This is a genomic window from Blautia massiliensis (ex Liu et al. 2021) (assembly GCF_052064225.1).
In the GTDB taxonomy this organism is placed as follows: domain Bacteria; phylum Bacillota; class Clostridia; order Lachnospirales; family Lachnospiraceae; genus Blautia_A; species Blautia_A fusiformis.
Genome location: NZ_JBQHWA010000012.1, coordinates 49,119 through 63,915, shown reverse-complemented (window position 1 = coordinate 63,915; position 14,797 = coordinate 49,119). Strand labels below are relative to the sequence as shown.

Genomic DNA, 14,797 nt, shown 5'->3' with positions numbered 1-14,797 from the left:
TTATGATAATAAAAACATATGAGATAAGCGAAAGGAGTCTATTATGAGAGAAATCGAAGTAAGCAGACTTACAGAGGTTATCGAAAAACTCTGTATCGAAGCCAATGAACATCTCCCGGAAGATGTGAAGGATGCCATCAAAACCTGCCGTGCCTGCGAGGACGGCGAGATCGCAAAAGGTGTCCTTGATAACATTATCGAGAATTTTGATATCGCAGACAGTGAGAATGTTCCGATCTGTCAGGATACCGGAATGGCATGCGTATTCCTTGAAATTGGCCAGGATGTCCACTTTACAGGCGGAGATTTAAATGATGCCATCAATGAAGGTGTACGCCGCGGATACGATAAAGGTTACCTGAGAAAATCCGTTGTCAAGGATCCGATACGCCGTGGAAACACAGGTGACAATACACCGGCTATGATCTATACAGAGATCGTTCCTGGAGATCAGGTGAAAGTAACTGTAGGACCAAAAGGCTTCGGAAGCGAGAATATGAGCCAGATCCGTATGTTCAAGCCATCTGCAGGCCTTCAGGGAATCAAGGATTTCATTCTTGAGGTTGTAGAAACTGCAGGTCCGAACCCATGTCCGCCTATGGTAGTTGGTGTTGGTATCGGAGGAACTTTTGACAAATGTGCACTTCTTGCAAAGAAAGCGCTGATGCGTCCTCTGAATACAGAGAACCCGGATCCTTACTATGCAGATCTTGAGAAAGAGATGCTTGAGAAGATCAACAAGCTTGGTATCGGACCTCAGGGCTTTGGCGGAAAGACCACAGCTATCGGTCTGAACATTGAGACTATGCCTACCCATATCGCAGGTATGCCATGTGCAGTTAACATCAACTGCCATGTAACACGTCATAAAACGGAGGTGCTTTAATATGGAAAGAAGAAAGATCACACTGCCTCTGACAAGAGAGCTGGCAAGAACTCTCCATGCAGGCGACCAGGTTTTACTGACAGGAACCATCTATACATCCCGTGATGCAGGTCACAAGAGAATGTGCGAGGCCCTTGCAAAAGGAGAAAAGATTCCTTTTGACCCTACAGATGCTACCATTTACTATGTAGGTCCGACTCCGGCAAAACCAGGCGAAGTCATCGGCTCCGCAGGCCCTACAACCAGCGGCCGTATGGATGCTTATGCACCGACCATGATGTCCGTAGGCGCCAGAGGAATGATCGGAAAAGGTGCCCGCCTTCCGGAAGTCGTAGATGCAATGAAAAAATATGACGGTGTATATTTCGGAGCCATCGGCGGTGCAGGTGCACTTCTTGCAAAATGCATCAAAAAAGCAGAGCTTATCGCTTACGAAGACCTCGGAGCAGAAGCACTCCGCAAGCTTTATGTGGAAGACATGCCGCTTGTAGTCATCATTGACAGCGAGGGAAATAACCTCTACGAAGAGGGGCGTGCAGAGTACCTGAAAGACCATGCAGAATAATCTTTTGCTCTACAATATGATATTGTGATATATTTCAAAAAGAAATAAAAAGGATAAAAGTCCGACAGTAAATGCTGAAGATCCGTGTAGAAGCATTTGTTGTTGGACTTTTTAATTTGATCCTTTTTGAAAAAACATCATTGATACGATCAACGCAAATGCTGCTGCATAAACATCCTCCTCTGTGAAGCATAAAAATTTACCCGGATTTACAATAAATTTAACCATAAATCCGGTTGACAAAACCCGGCCGGGAACGTTATAATGGCCGGGTTGATAAAAAAATTTAAGAAAAAAAGGCAGGTGAACAGAATGGACAGTTGTGATTCTCATGGGCGAAGTTGTAGCTCTCAGAGTGAAAGATGGAAAGAACAGAGCGGGATGAGACTGTTACATTCTGTTTTAAGTGTACGGAATATCTGTGGGAATATTATATCTATATATCAGAAGGATATATTTGACAGGATGTATCGGTGTCATCAGAATCTGTACGATATTATTACATTATAATTGTAGCAGGATTATAATAGATATCTTTTTCATTCTTCTCATTCTGAGAATCTTACAGTAAGGCGATCATGTATAAATTCATTTCGCTTTATACTCAAATCCCAAGGAAACACAATCGAAAATCAAACAGCACATAGACATGCGCTTTAACATGTCTGTTTTTGGTGTGCGTGTTTTATGCGAAACTATGTGAGGAGGATGAGAAAATGACAAAAAGAAATCAGGATTTTTCAAAAGATATTCTGAGTCTGATCCGAAGCAGTGTTTCTCCGGCAGTTTTAAGTGAAAGGCTGCAGGATTTCCACGAAAACGATCTGGCGGAAGTATTAAGAGAATTAAGCACTGCAGAGCGCAGCAGACTATACCGTATCCTGGAAAGCAGTATGCTGGCAGATGTTTTTGAATATCTGGAGGAAGAAGAAACTGTACAATATCTGGAAGAGATGGATGTAAAAAAAGCGGCAGCCATTCTTTCCAAAATGGAAACCGATGCCCTGGCAGATGTTTTAAAGCAGATCGATAAAGAAAAACGCAAGCTTCTGATCCAGCTTCTGGATGAACAGGTGCGGAAAGATATCGAAATGATCCGCTCTTTTGATGAGGATGAGATCGGAAGCAGAATGACAACGAACTGCATTGTGATCCGTGAAAACCTGACCGTAAAGCAGGCCATGAGTGAGCTGGTTTCCCAGGCGGCAGATAATGATAATATTTCTACGATCTTTGCAGTGACGGACAGAGGGGAGTTTTATGGAGCCCTGGATCTGAAGGATCTGATCACAGCAAGACAGGACCACCCTATGGAAGAGCTGATCGTAACCTCCTATCCATATGTGTATGGTACTGAGCAGATCGATGACTGTATGGAACGGCTGAAGGATTATTCTGAAGATTCCATTCCTGTACTGGACGATGACAATCGTTTCCTTGGAGTGATCACATCCGCAGGGATCATCGATCTGGTAGACGATGAGATGGGAGAGGATTATGCAAAGCTGGCTGGTCTGACTGCAGAGGAAGATCTGAAAGAACCTCTTTTTGAAAGCATGAAAAAAAGAATGCCCTGGCTGATCGTTCTTCTGGGCCTTGGTATGGTGGTATCTTCTGTTGTGGGAATGTTTGAAAAAGTAGTTACCTGTCTGCCGATCATCATGTGCTTTCAGTCGCTGATCCTGGATATGGCAGGAAATGTTGGAACCCAGTCCCTGGCTGTAACCATTCGTGTACTGATGGATGAGACGCTGACGGGCAGACAGAAAGCAGAGCTTGTGCTGAAGGAAATGCGGATCGGTCTTTGCAACGGTGGTCTGCTCGGCATTCTGTCTTTTGTACTGATCGGATTGTATATTTTCTTATTCAAAGGAAAAACACTCGTATTTGCCTATGCGGTATCCGGCTGTATCGGATTATCCCTGCTGGTGGCTATGCTGGTATCCAGTGCAGTGGGAACCTGCATACCGCTGTTTTTGAAAAAGGTTGGTGTGGACCCGGCAGTAGCCTCAGGTCCTCTGATCACTACGGTGAATGACCTTGTAGCCGTGATAACATACTATGGAATGAGCTGGATATTCCTGATCGAGATATTCCACCTGGCTGGCTGAGAGTAAAATGCAGCTATGCACATAAAAACAGACAGATATCAGAAATCTGTCGAATAACAGAAAAGTTACCAATACAAAAAAATTCCGGATCGAAAGATTCGGGATTTTTCTTTACATACAAACAGAAAGCTATTATAATGAAAGATACGCTTTGCCCGTTTAAAACGTTGCAGAAATAAATACAAACAACGGGCAGAAAAAGAGAACAAAACGATCACATGGGGTGATTGGGGAAAGGAAACAGTAACATGATAGTAACAATGATCGAAAAGGTCTATACATTTCTGTGGGGAGATCTGATAAAGATCCCGCTTCCGGGAGGAAGTACGCTGGGAATCTCACTTCTGATCCTGCTTCTGATTCCGACCGGTATCTATTTTACCATCAGGACAAAGCTTCTGCCGATCCGTCTTTTTCCGGATATGGTACGAGCCCTGTCAGAAAAGAAAAGTGACAAAAATAATCTTTCAGCATTTCAGACGCTGATCGTGTCTACAGCTACCCGTGTGGGAATGGGAAACCTGGTCGGTGTGGTAGCTGCGATCTCGGCAGGAGGTGCAGGAGCGGTATTCTGGATGTGGATCACGGCGCTGATCGGTTCCTCCACTGCTTTTATCGAAGCAACCCTGGCACAGCTCTATAAAGAAAAGGATCCTCTTTATGGTGGCTACAGGGGCGGTCCTGCCTACTATATCCACCGCTACTGGGAAGAAAAACAGGGCAGAAAACGAAAAAAGGTTCTGCTTTCCGTTCTGTTTGCCATTTCCGGCCTGATCTGCTGGTGTGGGATCAGTCAGGTTATCAGCAATTCCGTCACGGCGTCTTTCAAAAATGCTTTTGATATTCCGCCGCTGTATACTACCATCGTGCTGGTAGTGATTGCAGCTGTGATCGTACTTCGGAAGAATGCAACGGTTAAAGTTCTGGATCTTCTGGTACCGGTGATGGCAGTGCTTTATTTTGTGATCACGCTGTTTATTATATTTACAAATCTTGGAAGTATGCCGGGAGTATTTAAACGGATTTTTGAAGAAGCTTTCGGATTTCGTCAGGCTGTTGCCGGCGGATTTGGCGTCGTGCTGATGAACGGAGTAAAAAGAGGCCTTTTTTCCAATGAGGCGGGAAGCGGCTCCGCTCCCTGTGCAGCAGCGGCAGCAGAATGTGACAGTCCGGTAAAAGCCGGATTTGTCCAGGCCCTGGGTGTATTTGTGGATACGATCGTGATCTGCAGCTGTACAGCTATGATCATGCTTCTGGCCCCGGAAGATCTGGTACAGGGGCTTTCCGGAATGGAACTTCTTCAGACTGCCATGCATTATCATATGGGGCAGTTTGGAGTGATCTTTATTGCTGCAACACTGTTTATGTTCAGCTTTTCCACATTCCTGGGAATCCTGTTTTATGCAAGAGGCAATGTGGCTTATCTTTTTGGTGATAACTGGGGTTCACAGACAGGATATAAGGTGCTGGCACTGGTGATGCTGTTTATCGGTGGGATCGCGGCTTACACATTTGTATGGGATCTGGGAGATGTAGGAATCGGCCTGATGACGATCTTTAATATTTTCATGCTGTATCCTCTTGGGGAAAAAGCACTGAAAGAGCTGAAAATCTATGAATCGGAAAAGAAGAAAAAATAAAACTGTTTACAGACCTTGAGAGCATATGGTAATATCAGGGTAAAGTGCTAAAAGATTAAAGAGTTCTGACAGCCGGAAGGAGTCAGACTCTGTGAAATATTAACGGTAAGTTGGATCAAGAGGAGGATATGAAAGATGTATATTACATGTCTGGACGTAGAAGGTGTACTGGTACCGGAGATCTGGATCGCATTTGCAGAGGCAAGCGGAATCCCGGAGCTCAAGAGAACAACCCGTGATGAGCCGGATTATGATAAGCTGATGAACTGGAGACTTGGAATTCTGAAAGAGCATGGTCTGGGACTGAAAGAGATCCAGGAGACTATTGCAAAGATCGATCCCCTTCCGGGAGCGAAGGAATTTCTGGATGAGCTGAGATCCTTTTCCCAGGTGATACTGATCAGTGATACCTTTACACAGTTTGCAACTCCACTGATGGAGAAGCTTGGACGTCCGACACTTTTCTGTAATTCCCTGGAAGTAGCAGAGAACGGAGAGATCACAGGCTTTAAGATGCGCTGTGAAAAATCCAAGCTGACAACTGTGAAGGCACTGCAGTCCATGGGATTTGAGACTATTGCAAGTGGAGATTCCTACAATGATCTTGGAATGATCCAGGCAAGCAAAGCAGGCTTCCTTTTCCGCAGTACAGAGCAGATCCGTGCAGATCATCCGGAAATTCCGGCTTACGAAGAGTACGATGAACTTCTTGCAGCGATCAGAGAAGCAATGAAATGAAGAAGGGAAAGTCGGAATGATCAACGAAAGAATTGTGATCGAAGAAAAAACAAAGGACTATAATGAGGCATGGATAGAGACCTATTTCTGGCAGGAGTCGGAAGAACTCTATCCGGGACAGAAGCGTCCGGTCATAGTGATCTGTCCGGGCGGAGCTTATTGCATGACTTCAGACAGAGAGGCAGAAGCCATTGCTGTCCGGTTTATGGGAATGGGCTATCACGCAGTGGTACTTCGTTACAGCGTGGCACCTGCCAGATATCCGGTGGCTCTCCGTCAGCTGGCAAAAACAGTAGCTCTTCTCAGAGAGAACAGCGATAAGTGGCATATTGAAAAGAATAAGATCATTGTGTCAGGTTTTTCGGCAGGTGGCCATCTGGCAGCTTCTCTGGGAGTATTCTGGAATACGGAGGAGCTTGCCGGAATCACGGGAATGGAAAACGAGAGGATCCGTCCCAATGGCATGATCCTGAATTATCCGGTGATCACTTCAGGGAAAGCTGGTCATGAAGAAAGCTTTCGAAATCTTCTGGGAGATCGTTATGAGGAGCTGAAAGATCGGATGTCTCTGGAATTTCAGGTTACGGAAGATACACCCAGAACCTTTATCTGGCATACCTTTGAGGATCAGACGGTGCTGCTGGATAATACACTTCTCTTTGTTCAGGCACTCTATAAAAAGGGCATTCCAGTGGAGTATCATGTTTTTCCGCAGGGACCCCATGGGATCGGCCTGGCAAATGAGCTGACTGCCAACGAAAACGGCAGAGGGATCGCAAGAGCCTGTGAACCATGGAGTGAGCTTGCAGGAAAATGGCTGAACCGAGAATTCCCATGGTGGAACGGGGCAAAGATCGAAAGATAATACGAGACTGCTGTGTCGGATAAAATATCCTTTTTACCGGGAAACCGGTAGAGAGGGTATTTTTTATGATTGTGATGATTGTGATGAATGCTGTATTTGTCGGCTGTTTTGTCTGGCTTATCTGATGATAAAAGCTTTGCAGGGCTTTGGTGTGGATCTGGATCAACATTCACATTGCAGAAAGAAAGGAATTTTGATAATTATGGATAAAAATCAGATTTTTATTACCAGTGGTACGGAATATAAAAGAATGACAAAGGAGCTTCTGGAAAAAGCGGATCTTCAGTCCCATATCGGGGACAGAAAGAAAAAAATCGGGATCAAGCCGAATCTGGTTTCTCCTTCAGAGGCTTCCTGGGGTGCAACGACTCATCCGGAAGTGGTTGCAGGAATTATCGAGTATCTGAATGAGCATGGCTTCCGGGATATGGTGATGCTGGAGGGATCCTGGGTAGGAGATAAGACAAGGGAGGCCTTTGAGACCTGTGGCTTTGACAGGCTTGAGGAAGAGTATCAGGTGCCGTTCTGGGATATGCAGAAGGATAAGGGTATTTCTGTGGACTGCGGCGGAATGGAGCTGAATGTCTGTGAGCGGGTAAAGGAGCTTGATTTTCTGATCAATGTGCCGGTTCTGAAAGGTCATTGTCAGACAAAGATCACCTGTGCCCTTAAGAATATGAAGGGGTTGATCCCAAATAAGGAAAAGAGACGGTTTCATTCCCTGGGGCTTCATAAACCCATTGCTCATCTGAATATGGGGATACGGCAGGATTTTATTGTTGTGGATAATATCTGCGGGGATCTGGATTTTGAAGATGGCGGAAATCCTGTTGTGATGAACCGGGTGATTGCTGCCTGTGATCCGGTTCTTGTGGATGCATATGTGTGTCAGATGATGCATTATGAGGTAGCTGAGGTTCCTTATGTGAAGCTGGCAGGTGATCTTGGCGTGGGCTGTTCAGATATTTCCAAAGCAGATGTCAGATTTCTGGAGGATGGTGCGGATCAGAGGATGCCGGTATCCAGAAAGGTTGTGGAGCTTGCGGATGCCGTGGAGGAAGTGGAATCCTGCAGTGCCTGCTACGGGTATCTGATCCCGGCATTGGAGATGCTGAAGGAAGAGGGGCTTTTTGAGAAGCTGGATGAAAAGATCTGCATCGGACAGGGGTATCGTGGTAAGACGGGAATGCTTGGTGTGGGACACTGTACCTGTAAGTTTCAGAATTATGTGGAGGGGTGTCCGCCGCTGGAGGGGGATATATATGAGTTTTTGAAAGAGTATATTGGTGAACGGACGCCGGGGAAGTGACAGTCCTCCGGGCCGGACTCCGTCGGGGGATGCTGCTAAGGTTCCGTGAGCCGGCTAAAACCATTGCGGAAGGGCCCAGAACTCGCCTTCGGCTCAAACAGCTGGGCCCTTCCACAATAACGCCGTCTCCCGCAACCTAACCATCATCACCCCTCCTCCGTAGCAGCCCGGAGGACTGTCACTTCCCCGGCTGACGTTTCAGACGGAGAGGTGGAAGCGGACGCGTGGTGTCCTGTCCTTACGTTTTGATGAGTTGAGCGTCCGCAGTTGGAGGTGTGGGAAGAATAGCGTCTGGTCAATAAATATTTTGGTGTTGCTCAATGTGTTGGAATGGTGGGAAGGATACGTCTTCTTGTTGAAAGGTGTTATGCCGATGAGATCGGCACAGCCTGGCGTTTTAAACAAACGCAGAATCCATCGCCCTGTCAATAACGTAACATGACCAAAACGTACGATTTCTAGCGGGGCCTGAGGGAAGGGGTGCAGGGGAGGGGAAACGGCCTTTCGCAACTACGAGTGCTTCCCCTCCCCTGCGGTTTCACTTACGCTTCCAAAGCGTAAAAACATTTTTCAGAAAAAATTTTCAGAAAAAAGAATCCTAAAGACATCTCTTTACAATCTCAATAATCTGCTCCATAGAAAACCGGCTGCTGTCAATACAGAGATCATACTGTGTCATATCCAGCCATTTGCTGTCTGTAAAGTATTCATAGTAAGCCTTTCTCTCTTTATCCATTTTTTTGACCAGCTTCCGTGCGCTGGCTTCTTCTCTGCCGGTACGGCGTATCACATTCTGAACTCTTTCCTCAAAAGGTGCATGGATAAAAAGTTTAAGTGATTTATCCTTCAGGATACTGGTTGCACAGCGGCCGACAATTACGCAGTCCTCTCTCTGCGGAAGGGACAGGATGATCTTTCTCTGGAGATCATAGAGCACATCGTTCATTGGTACAAAAGAGAAATTATCTGTAAACTGCAGCTCACTGTCAACGGGAAATACCCACTGACTGGCTTTTTTCTCGTCTACCTTTGCCAGGGTGTCGAAGGGGATATTGTTTTTCTTGGCAGCCATGTCGATCAGTTCTTTATCATAAAAACCGATGTCTAGGTTTTCAGCCAGAGTCTTGCCGATAAGGCGTCCGTTGCTTCCAAACATACGATTGATGGTGATAATACGTTTTGCCATAAAGATACCTCCTTTATTTCGGACCGAAAGCAGGAATATCTGATTTTCGGTAGTTTTTCTTACTTCTTTTATAACATATTTCGGTAAAAAATACCAGAAAATAATATATAATTTTTAAAATAATATTTAATATATACAAAAAATAATGGCAGCAGACAGAAAATATAATTAATTATTTGTATTTGCATATGAAAAATATCATACCTTTTTCACCGGGTTTTCACAGATCACACAAAGACTTTACACATTTTTCTTTTAAAACATTTTTAAAACAGAGAGAACATACATAGCATATTTGGAGGTTAAGGAAAATGAAACGACGGCGTAAAAGGCTTATGGTGATCATCCCGATGGCGGCTGTCTGTGTGGCAGGTGAGGGAACTGTGGGATATTTTAAAGTGGCGCATACGAAGCCGGCGCAGAAAACAGCAGCGAAAACGTAATCGGCGGAGGCGAAAAAAGGGAACCTTTCCAAGACGAGTGTGGGTACCGGTAATCTGGACCTGGCAGAAGCTGAAGAGCAGTATGTTCCTTCCGGTCTTGAGATCAATGAGGTGAGCATATGATCCTTCAGAGCATGAAAATGGCGTGGCATGCAGTAGTATCCAATATATTCCAACGGAACGATGACACATCCCGTTTTCTACTATGACCAGGCTTGCGGATAATGTACTGGATGTGACCATGTTTTACGCATCCGGAGCAGATGAGGATAGCCTGGAGCCGGCAGAAAATGCGCTTACAGAGCTCCTGATGGAACGCTTTGAGCAGGACGAAGACGCTTTTTCCATTGTGGATCAGTCAGAGATCATGGAAGCCATGCCCGGTGTCACCAACACCATGTCTCTGATGATCGGTGTGATTTTGGTCTGTATCCGGCTAACAAGGCAGCATCCAGGAAGCCTATTGATGCGCTTCGGTATTCCGGCTAAAAAGAAATTATAATAACGTGATTTGTGAGATGGATTTTTTGTCAGAACAAATCGCGTTTTTTTATCTGGAAATCCGCACATTGATAAGGTATAATCTATAACGGTTAGAGGAATATCTCTGCCGGGAGGACGGAACTGCCGGCAGGGAACTGCCGAGAAAGGGATGACAGTAAATTTGAACATCGTGGAGAAATGTGTTTCATGCCTGAATATAAAAGAATCTTATGATCTGGCCAGGCGCATGGAACAGGAAAAAACAAATCCGGTTCTGGGATACCGTACAGCAGGCTCCCTGGCAGAGCGAAAAACCGGAGATATGCTTTTGGAAGAAATGAAAAAAGCCGGTCTCACACAGGTAGAAAAAGATAAGATCCGTGTGGATGCATGGGAATTTAAAAAAGCTGTGATGCGCTGCCATGACAGAGAGGGAACCTGCCGGGAGATCCAGCTTGGCGCATATCAGACAGATTTTAAGACCAATGGCTTTCAGAGGTTTGATCTTGTATATCTTGGAAAGGGTACAGCTGACGAATATAAGGATATCGATGTGAAAGGAAAGCTGGTTCTTATCGAGATCAATCAGAGAGAAGAATGGTGGATCAACTACCCGGTGTATCAGGCACACCTGAAGGGTGCAGCAGCTCTGATCGCCGTACAGAGCAGAGGATACGCACAGATCGATGATACGGCTTTGAATGCACAGGATATCGCAGGACCTTCCTGTGCGCCTGCATTTTCCATGTCACGGGCAGATTTTCTTATGATCCGTCAGCTGATGGAGGAAAAAAATGAGAATGGGAATCGTGTTCCGGAGCTTTCCGTGGAATTTGATGCGGATACAGAGGTGATCAAAGACCAGTATACCTACAATATCGTTGGCAAAATCCCGGGAACTGATTCGGATTCCATGATCCTGTTAAGTGCTCACTATGATTCCTATTTTGAGGGATTTCAGGACGATAATGCGGCAGTGGCCATGATCATTGGAATTGCCAGGGCGCTGCTCCGTGGTGGCTATAAACCTCGCCATACTATTGTGGTATGTGCTCTTGCAGCAGAAGAATGGGGGATTTCCGACACAAAATATGACTGGTCCACAGGTGCTTACCGCCAGGTATTTGAGGCGAGACCGGAGTGGCAGGGGCACGTGATCGCAGATCTGAATTTTGAGCTTCCGGCTCATGCACACAGTACCAGAGATGCAGTACGATGTACCTATGAGTATGCGGATTTTGTGCGCAGCTTCGTGGATGCTGTGCAGATGCCGGAGGGGATTTATCCGGAGGGCATGACCACGTTGTATCCCATTGAAACCTGGTCTGATGATTTTACCATGGCTATTTCCGGGATCCCGTCCATGGTCAATGATTTCAGCGGTGGTCCCTTTATGGAAAATTATTATCATTCCCAATACGATAACCAGGATGTTTATGAGGAAGAGGTATACAGATTCCATCATGAATTTTATCTGAAACTTCTTCTGGCTATTGACAGCCTTGCTCTGCCGCCAATGGATTTCGGGCGGGTACTGGACCAAAGTATTAAGACCCTGGATACGGATCTGTGTATGCAGACCGGCGCCGACAGTACACTCCTTCTGAAAAAAACAGAAGAGGCAAAAAAAGCGGCTGCCATCCTTGCAGAGCAGGTACGGCGCTTCAACAGCCTTCCGGAAGAAAAACGTGACTGGAAAAAAGCTGATGCCATTACCGAAAAGCTTCTCGGTGTATTCCGGAAATCCCAGGATTATCTGGTACGTCTGGACTGGGATGACAATGTGATCTTTCCGCAGCAGGCAGTGCAGAACAATCTTTATGCACTGAAGAAAGCGATGGGATATCTGGAAAAAGGAGAGATCGCACCTGCGCTGGAGGCTTTTTACAGTATTGACAACAACTGTTATGCCTTTCAGTTTGAGCGGGAAGTCTTTTATCATTTTACAGAATATATTTTGAAGCAGTCCCCGGATCGCCTGATGTGGGGAAAGGGCAGGATCATCCACCATGAGAACCTTTATGATCTTGTGGAAAGCCTGAAGGAAAAGAAGCCGGGTGACAGCCTGGAGGCAGAAAAGCAGAGCCTCAAGGAAGCCTGGGAAAGACAGAAGCGTTATTATGCGGATGATATTGAATATCTGATCCGTGCAGCGGAAAAGCTCAGGAATCTGATCTGCGAGGTCAGTGATATGTTTGAAAAAGGAACAGAATAAAACCATACCTGGAGGAAAGAATGGAAAGCCATAATTTATACCGAGTGAAAGAAGAAGATCTGGATAAGCTGATCCGGATATTGACCGTATGTTTTTCGGAGGATCCTCTGTATCATGCACTGATCCCGGACAGGGATACCAGAAAACGGCTGATGCCGGAGCTTTTTACCTGTGATCTTACGGAGTTTTTTGAGACCTGCGAGATCTATGCAGACAGCAGTGAGTTGAACAGCATCCTGGTAGTATCCGACGGAACGGAGCATGAAGCAGCCTTACATAATCTGATGGTGGATTTTTTTGCCCTTCTGAAAACAGATGGCTATCTGATCAAAGAGGATCCAAGTCTTGCGACCCTGCGGAAATTCATCCAGGGAAAAGACTATCTGAATTCCAGCTGGACTTCCCAGCTTCATACAGCAGAAAGACTTCATGTGATCTATCTGGCAGTGGCGCCGAAGATGCAGCATCACGGTCTTGCTGAAAAGCTGATGGATGAGGTGATCGATTATGCGGACAGGCATAAGCTGATGATTTCTCTGGAAACCCATAATCCGGCAAATGTTTCCATGTATGAGAAATTCGGATTTAAATTATACGGCATTGTACAGAAAAAAGGATTTGATCTGAAGCAGTACTGCATGATCAAACAGGCATAGGAGGAATTACGATGCAACGAAAATGGTGGCATGACAAGGTGGTATATCAGATATACCCCAAGAGCTTTTATGATTCCAACGGAGACGGGATCGGAGACATCCCGGGAATCATCAGCAAGCTTGATTATCTTAAGGAACTGGGAGCAGATATCCTCTGGCTTTCCCCAATCTATAAATCTCCCCTTGCAGACCAGGGATATGACATTGCAGATTATTATGCGGTTGATCCGAGGTTTGGGACCATGGAGGATATGGATCGTCTGATCGCAGAAGCAAAAAAAAGAGAAATGTACATCCTTATGGATCTGGTGGTAAATCACTGCTCCGATGAGCATGAGTGGTTTCAGCAGGCCATTAAGGATCCGGACGGAAAGTATGGAAATTTCTTTTATATCCGGGACAAAAAGGATGACAAAGCTCCCTGCAACTGGAGAAGCTATTTCGGTGGTCCGGTATGGGAAGAGCTTCCGGGACATCCGGATAAACAGTATCTCCATGTATTCCACAAGAAGCAGCCGGATCTCAACTGGGAGAATCCTGAAGTAAGAGAGGAAGTCTACAAAAACATCCGCTGGTGGATGGAAAAAGGGCTTGGCGGATTTCGTATTGATGCCATTATCAATATCAAGAAGAAGCTTCCGTTTTCCGATTATCCTGCCGATCGTGCAGATGGGCTCTGCAGCATCGAGAGGATGCTGGAGGAGGCAGAAGGGATTGGAGAATTTCTGGGAGAGATGGCTGAGAAGTGCTTTCATCCCTATGATGCTTTTACTGTAGGAGAGGTCTTCAATGAAAAGGAAGATGAGATCAAAGATTTTATCGGAGAAAACGGATATTTTTCATCCATGTTTGATTTTGAGGAAACCTGTTACGGAAAGAGCGAGGATGGCTGGTATGCATCCAAACCGTACCTGACTCCGGAAGAGTACAAGAAGTGTATTTTCCATACGCAGAAAAAGATCGGGGATACCGGCATGATCTCCAACATTATTGAGAATCATGATGAGCCAAGAGGTGTCTGTCACTATATTTCTCCGGAAGACCGCTGCCCGGATTCAAGGAAGCTCCTGGCAGGTGTTTATTTCCTGCTGAAGGGAATTCCGTTTATTTATCAGGGGCAGGAGATCGGTATGGAAAATATGGAGTTTACTTCTATAGATCAGATCGATGACATCAGTACCATCGATGAATACCAGGTAGCGCTCCGTGCCGGATGCAGTGAAAAAGAAGCGCTTGATGCTGCTTCCGCATTTTCCAGAGACAATGCCAGAACTCCGGTACAGTGGAGCGCAGAGAAAAATGCGGGATTTTCAGAAGGAGAGCCGTGGCTTGGGGTTAATCCGAATTATAAGGAGATCAATATAGAGTCTCAATTAACGGATAGTAACTCCCTCCTTTCTTTCTACAAAAAGCTGACTGCATTGAGAAAAGCTCCGGAATATAAAGAAACGCTTGTATACGGAACATTCGCTCCATATCAGGAAGAACAGAAGAATCTGATCGCATATACAAGAAACGGTGAGAAAAATCTTCTGATCCTGGGAAATATGCAGGCACAGTCACAGAAGGTATCTTTGCCGGGAGAAGTAAAAGAGGTGCTTCTGAATAATCAGAAAGCTGTGGAGATCACAGAAAAAGAGATCATTTTGAAACCGTATCAGTTTATCGTTCTGGAGACCGCTGTCTAATGAGGTGTCAGA

13 protein-coding genes are annotated in these 14,797 nt (G+C 45.5%); 12 read left to right on the top strand and 1 reads right to left on the bottom strand.

Features of this window, described 5'->3' with window-relative positions:
* The first annotated feature begins 43 nt into the window (after window positions 1–43).
* From ACTNDQ_RS06695 to ACTNDQ_RS06665, 7 genes are all read left to right on the top strand, one after another.
* Window positions 44–886, top strand: coding sequence for a fumarate hydratase (locus tag ACTNDQ_RS06695; protein ID WP_441064259.1), 843 nt, complete (start codon window positions 44–46; stop codon window positions 884–886).
* Window position 887: 1 nt separating this feature from the next.
* A complete protein-coding gene (locus ACTNDQ_RS06690; RefSeq protein WP_022426051.1) occupies window positions 888–1,451 on the top strand; it encodes a Fe-S-containing hydro-lyase in 564 nt (187 codons plus the stop codon).
* 716 nt (window positions 1,452–2,167) lie between these two features.
* Window positions 2,168–3,562 (top strand): magnesium transporter, encoded by a 1,395-nt coding sequence (gene mgtE / locus ACTNDQ_RS06685; protein ID WP_441064256.1) that lies wholly within the window; start codon window positions 2,168–2,170, stop codon window positions 3,560–3,562.
* A gap of 248 nt (window positions 3,563–3,810) precedes the next feature.
* On the top strand, window positions 3,811–5,202 hold the full coding sequence (locus ACTNDQ_RS06680) for an alanine/glycine:cation symporter family protein (protein WP_059085580.1): 1,392 nt from the start codon (window positions 3,811–3,813) through the stop codon (window positions 5,200–5,202).
* Between the two features lie 135 nt (window positions 5,203–5,337).
* Entirely contained in the window at window positions 5,338–5,940 is a 603-nt protein-coding gene (gene thrH, locus ACTNDQ_RS06675; protein WP_015524708.1) for a bifunctional phosphoserine phosphatase/homoserine phosphotransferase ThrH, read from the top strand.
* A gap of 16 nt (window positions 5,941–5,956) precedes the next feature.
* On the top strand, window positions 5,957–6,805 hold the full coding sequence (locus ACTNDQ_RS06670; protein WP_320810704.1) for an alpha/beta hydrolase: 849 nt from the start codon (window positions 5,957–5,959) through the stop codon (window positions 6,803–6,805).
* A 202-nt stretch (window positions 6,806–7,007) separates the two neighbouring features.
* Window positions 7,008–8,114 (top strand): DUF362 domain-containing protein, encoded by a 1,107-nt coding sequence (locus ACTNDQ_RS06665; protein ID WP_441064253.1) that lies wholly within the window; start codon window positions 7,008–7,010, stop codon window positions 8,112–8,114.
* A gap of 598 nt (window positions 8,115–8,712) precedes the next feature.
* Here ACTNDQ_RS06665 and ACTNDQ_RS06660 read toward each other — a convergent pair.
* Window positions 8,713–9,300 (bottom strand): AAA family ATPase, encoded by a 588-nt coding sequence (locus ACTNDQ_RS06660; RefSeq protein WP_015524710.1) that lies wholly within the window; start codon window positions 9,298–9,300, stop codon window positions 8,713–8,715.
* Window positions 9,301–9,611: 311 nt separating this feature from the next.
* Here ACTNDQ_RS06660 and ACTNDQ_RS06655 point away from each other — a divergent pair, with 311 nt between their 5' ends.
* The 5 genes from ACTNDQ_RS06655 to ACTNDQ_RS06635 all read left to right on the top strand — a co-directional run bounded on the left by ACTNDQ_RS06655 (window position 9,612) and on the right by ACTNDQ_RS06635 (window position 14,785).
* On the top strand, window positions 9,612–9,743 hold the full coding sequence (locus ACTNDQ_RS06655; protein WP_441064251.1) for a hypothetical protein: 132 nt from the start codon (window positions 9,612–9,614) through the stop codon (window positions 9,741–9,743).
* A 241-nt stretch (window positions 9,744–9,984) separates the two neighbouring features.
* On the top strand, window positions 9,985–10,245 hold the full coding sequence (locus ACTNDQ_RS06650) for a hypothetical protein (RefSeq protein WP_441064249.1): 261 nt from the start codon (window positions 9,985–9,987) through the stop codon (window positions 10,243–10,245).
* Between the two features lie 150 nt (window positions 10,246–10,395).
* Entirely contained in the window at window positions 10,396–12,441 is a 2,046-nt protein-coding gene (locus ACTNDQ_RS06645) for a M28 family peptidase (protein ID WP_278796161.1), read from the top strand.
* Window positions 12,442–12,461: 20 nt separating this feature from the next.
* The gene (locus ACTNDQ_RS06640) at window positions 12,462–13,097 is read left to right on the top strand and encodes a GNAT family N-acetyltransferase (RefSeq protein WP_441064246.1); all 636 of its coding nucleotides are present in this window, start codon (window positions 12,462–12,464) and stop codon (window positions 13,095–13,097) included.
* A gap of 11 nt (window positions 13,098–13,108) precedes the next feature.
* Window positions 13,109–14,785, top strand: a complete 1,677-nt coding sequence (locus ACTNDQ_RS06635) for an alpha-glucosidase (RefSeq protein WP_279201387.1) — start codon at window positions 13,109–13,111, stop codon at window positions 14,783–14,785.
* Window positions 14,786–14,797: the final 12 nt, after the last annotated feature.

Excerpts from the sequence above, each read along its gene's own strand:
- ACTNDQ_RS06655 (WP_441064251.1), top strand. The coding sequence starts at position 9,612 with ATGAAACGACGGCGTAAAAGGCTTATGGTGATCATCCCGATGGCGGCT.
- ACTNDQ_RS06665 (WP_441064253.1), top strand. The coding sequence starts at position 7,008 with ATGGATAAAAATCAGATTTTTATTACCAGTGGTACGGAATATAAAAGA.
- ACTNDQ_RS06645 (WP_278796161.1), top strand. The coding sequence starts at position 10,396 with ATGACAGTAAATTTGAACATCGTGGAGAAATGTGTTTCATGCCTGAAT.
- thrH (WP_015524708.1), top strand. The coding sequence starts at position 5,338 with ATGTATATTACATGTCTGGACGTAGAAGGTGTACTGGTACCGGAGATC.
- ACTNDQ_RS06695 (WP_441064259.1), top strand. The coding sequence starts at position 44 with ATGAGAGAAATCGAAGTAAGCAGACTTACAGAGGTTATCGAAAAACTC.
- ACTNDQ_RS06680 (WP_059085580.1), top strand. The coding sequence starts at position 3,811 with ATGATAGTAACAATGATCGAAAAGGTCTATACATTTCTGTGGGGAGAT.
- ACTNDQ_RS06670 (WP_320810704.1), top strand. The coding sequence starts at position 5,957 with ATGATCAACGAAAGAATTGTGATCGAAGAAAAAACAAAGGACTATAAT.
- mgtE (WP_441064256.1), top strand. The coding sequence starts at position 2,168 with ATGACAAAAAGAAATCAGGATTTTTCAAAAGATATTCTGAGTCTGATC.
- ACTNDQ_RS06690 (WP_022426051.1), top strand. The coding sequence starts at position 888 with ATGGAAAGAAGAAAGATCACACTGCCTCTGACAAGAGAGCTGGCAAGA.
- ACTNDQ_RS06660 (WP_015524710.1), bottom strand. The coding sequence starts at position 9,300 with ATGGCAAAACGTATTATCACCATCAATCGTATGTTTGGAAGCAACGGA.
- ACTNDQ_RS06650 (WP_441064249.1), top strand. The coding sequence starts at position 9,985 with ATGTTTTACGCATCCGGAGCAGATGAGGATAGCCTGGAGCCGGCAGAA.
- ACTNDQ_RS06640 (WP_441064246.1), top strand. The coding sequence starts at position 12,462 with ATGGAAAGCCATAATTTATACCGAGTGAAAGAAGAAGATCTGGATAAG.
- ACTNDQ_RS06635 (WP_279201387.1), top strand. The coding sequence starts at position 13,109 with ATGCAACGAAAATGGTGGCATGACAAGGTGGTATATCAGATATACCCC.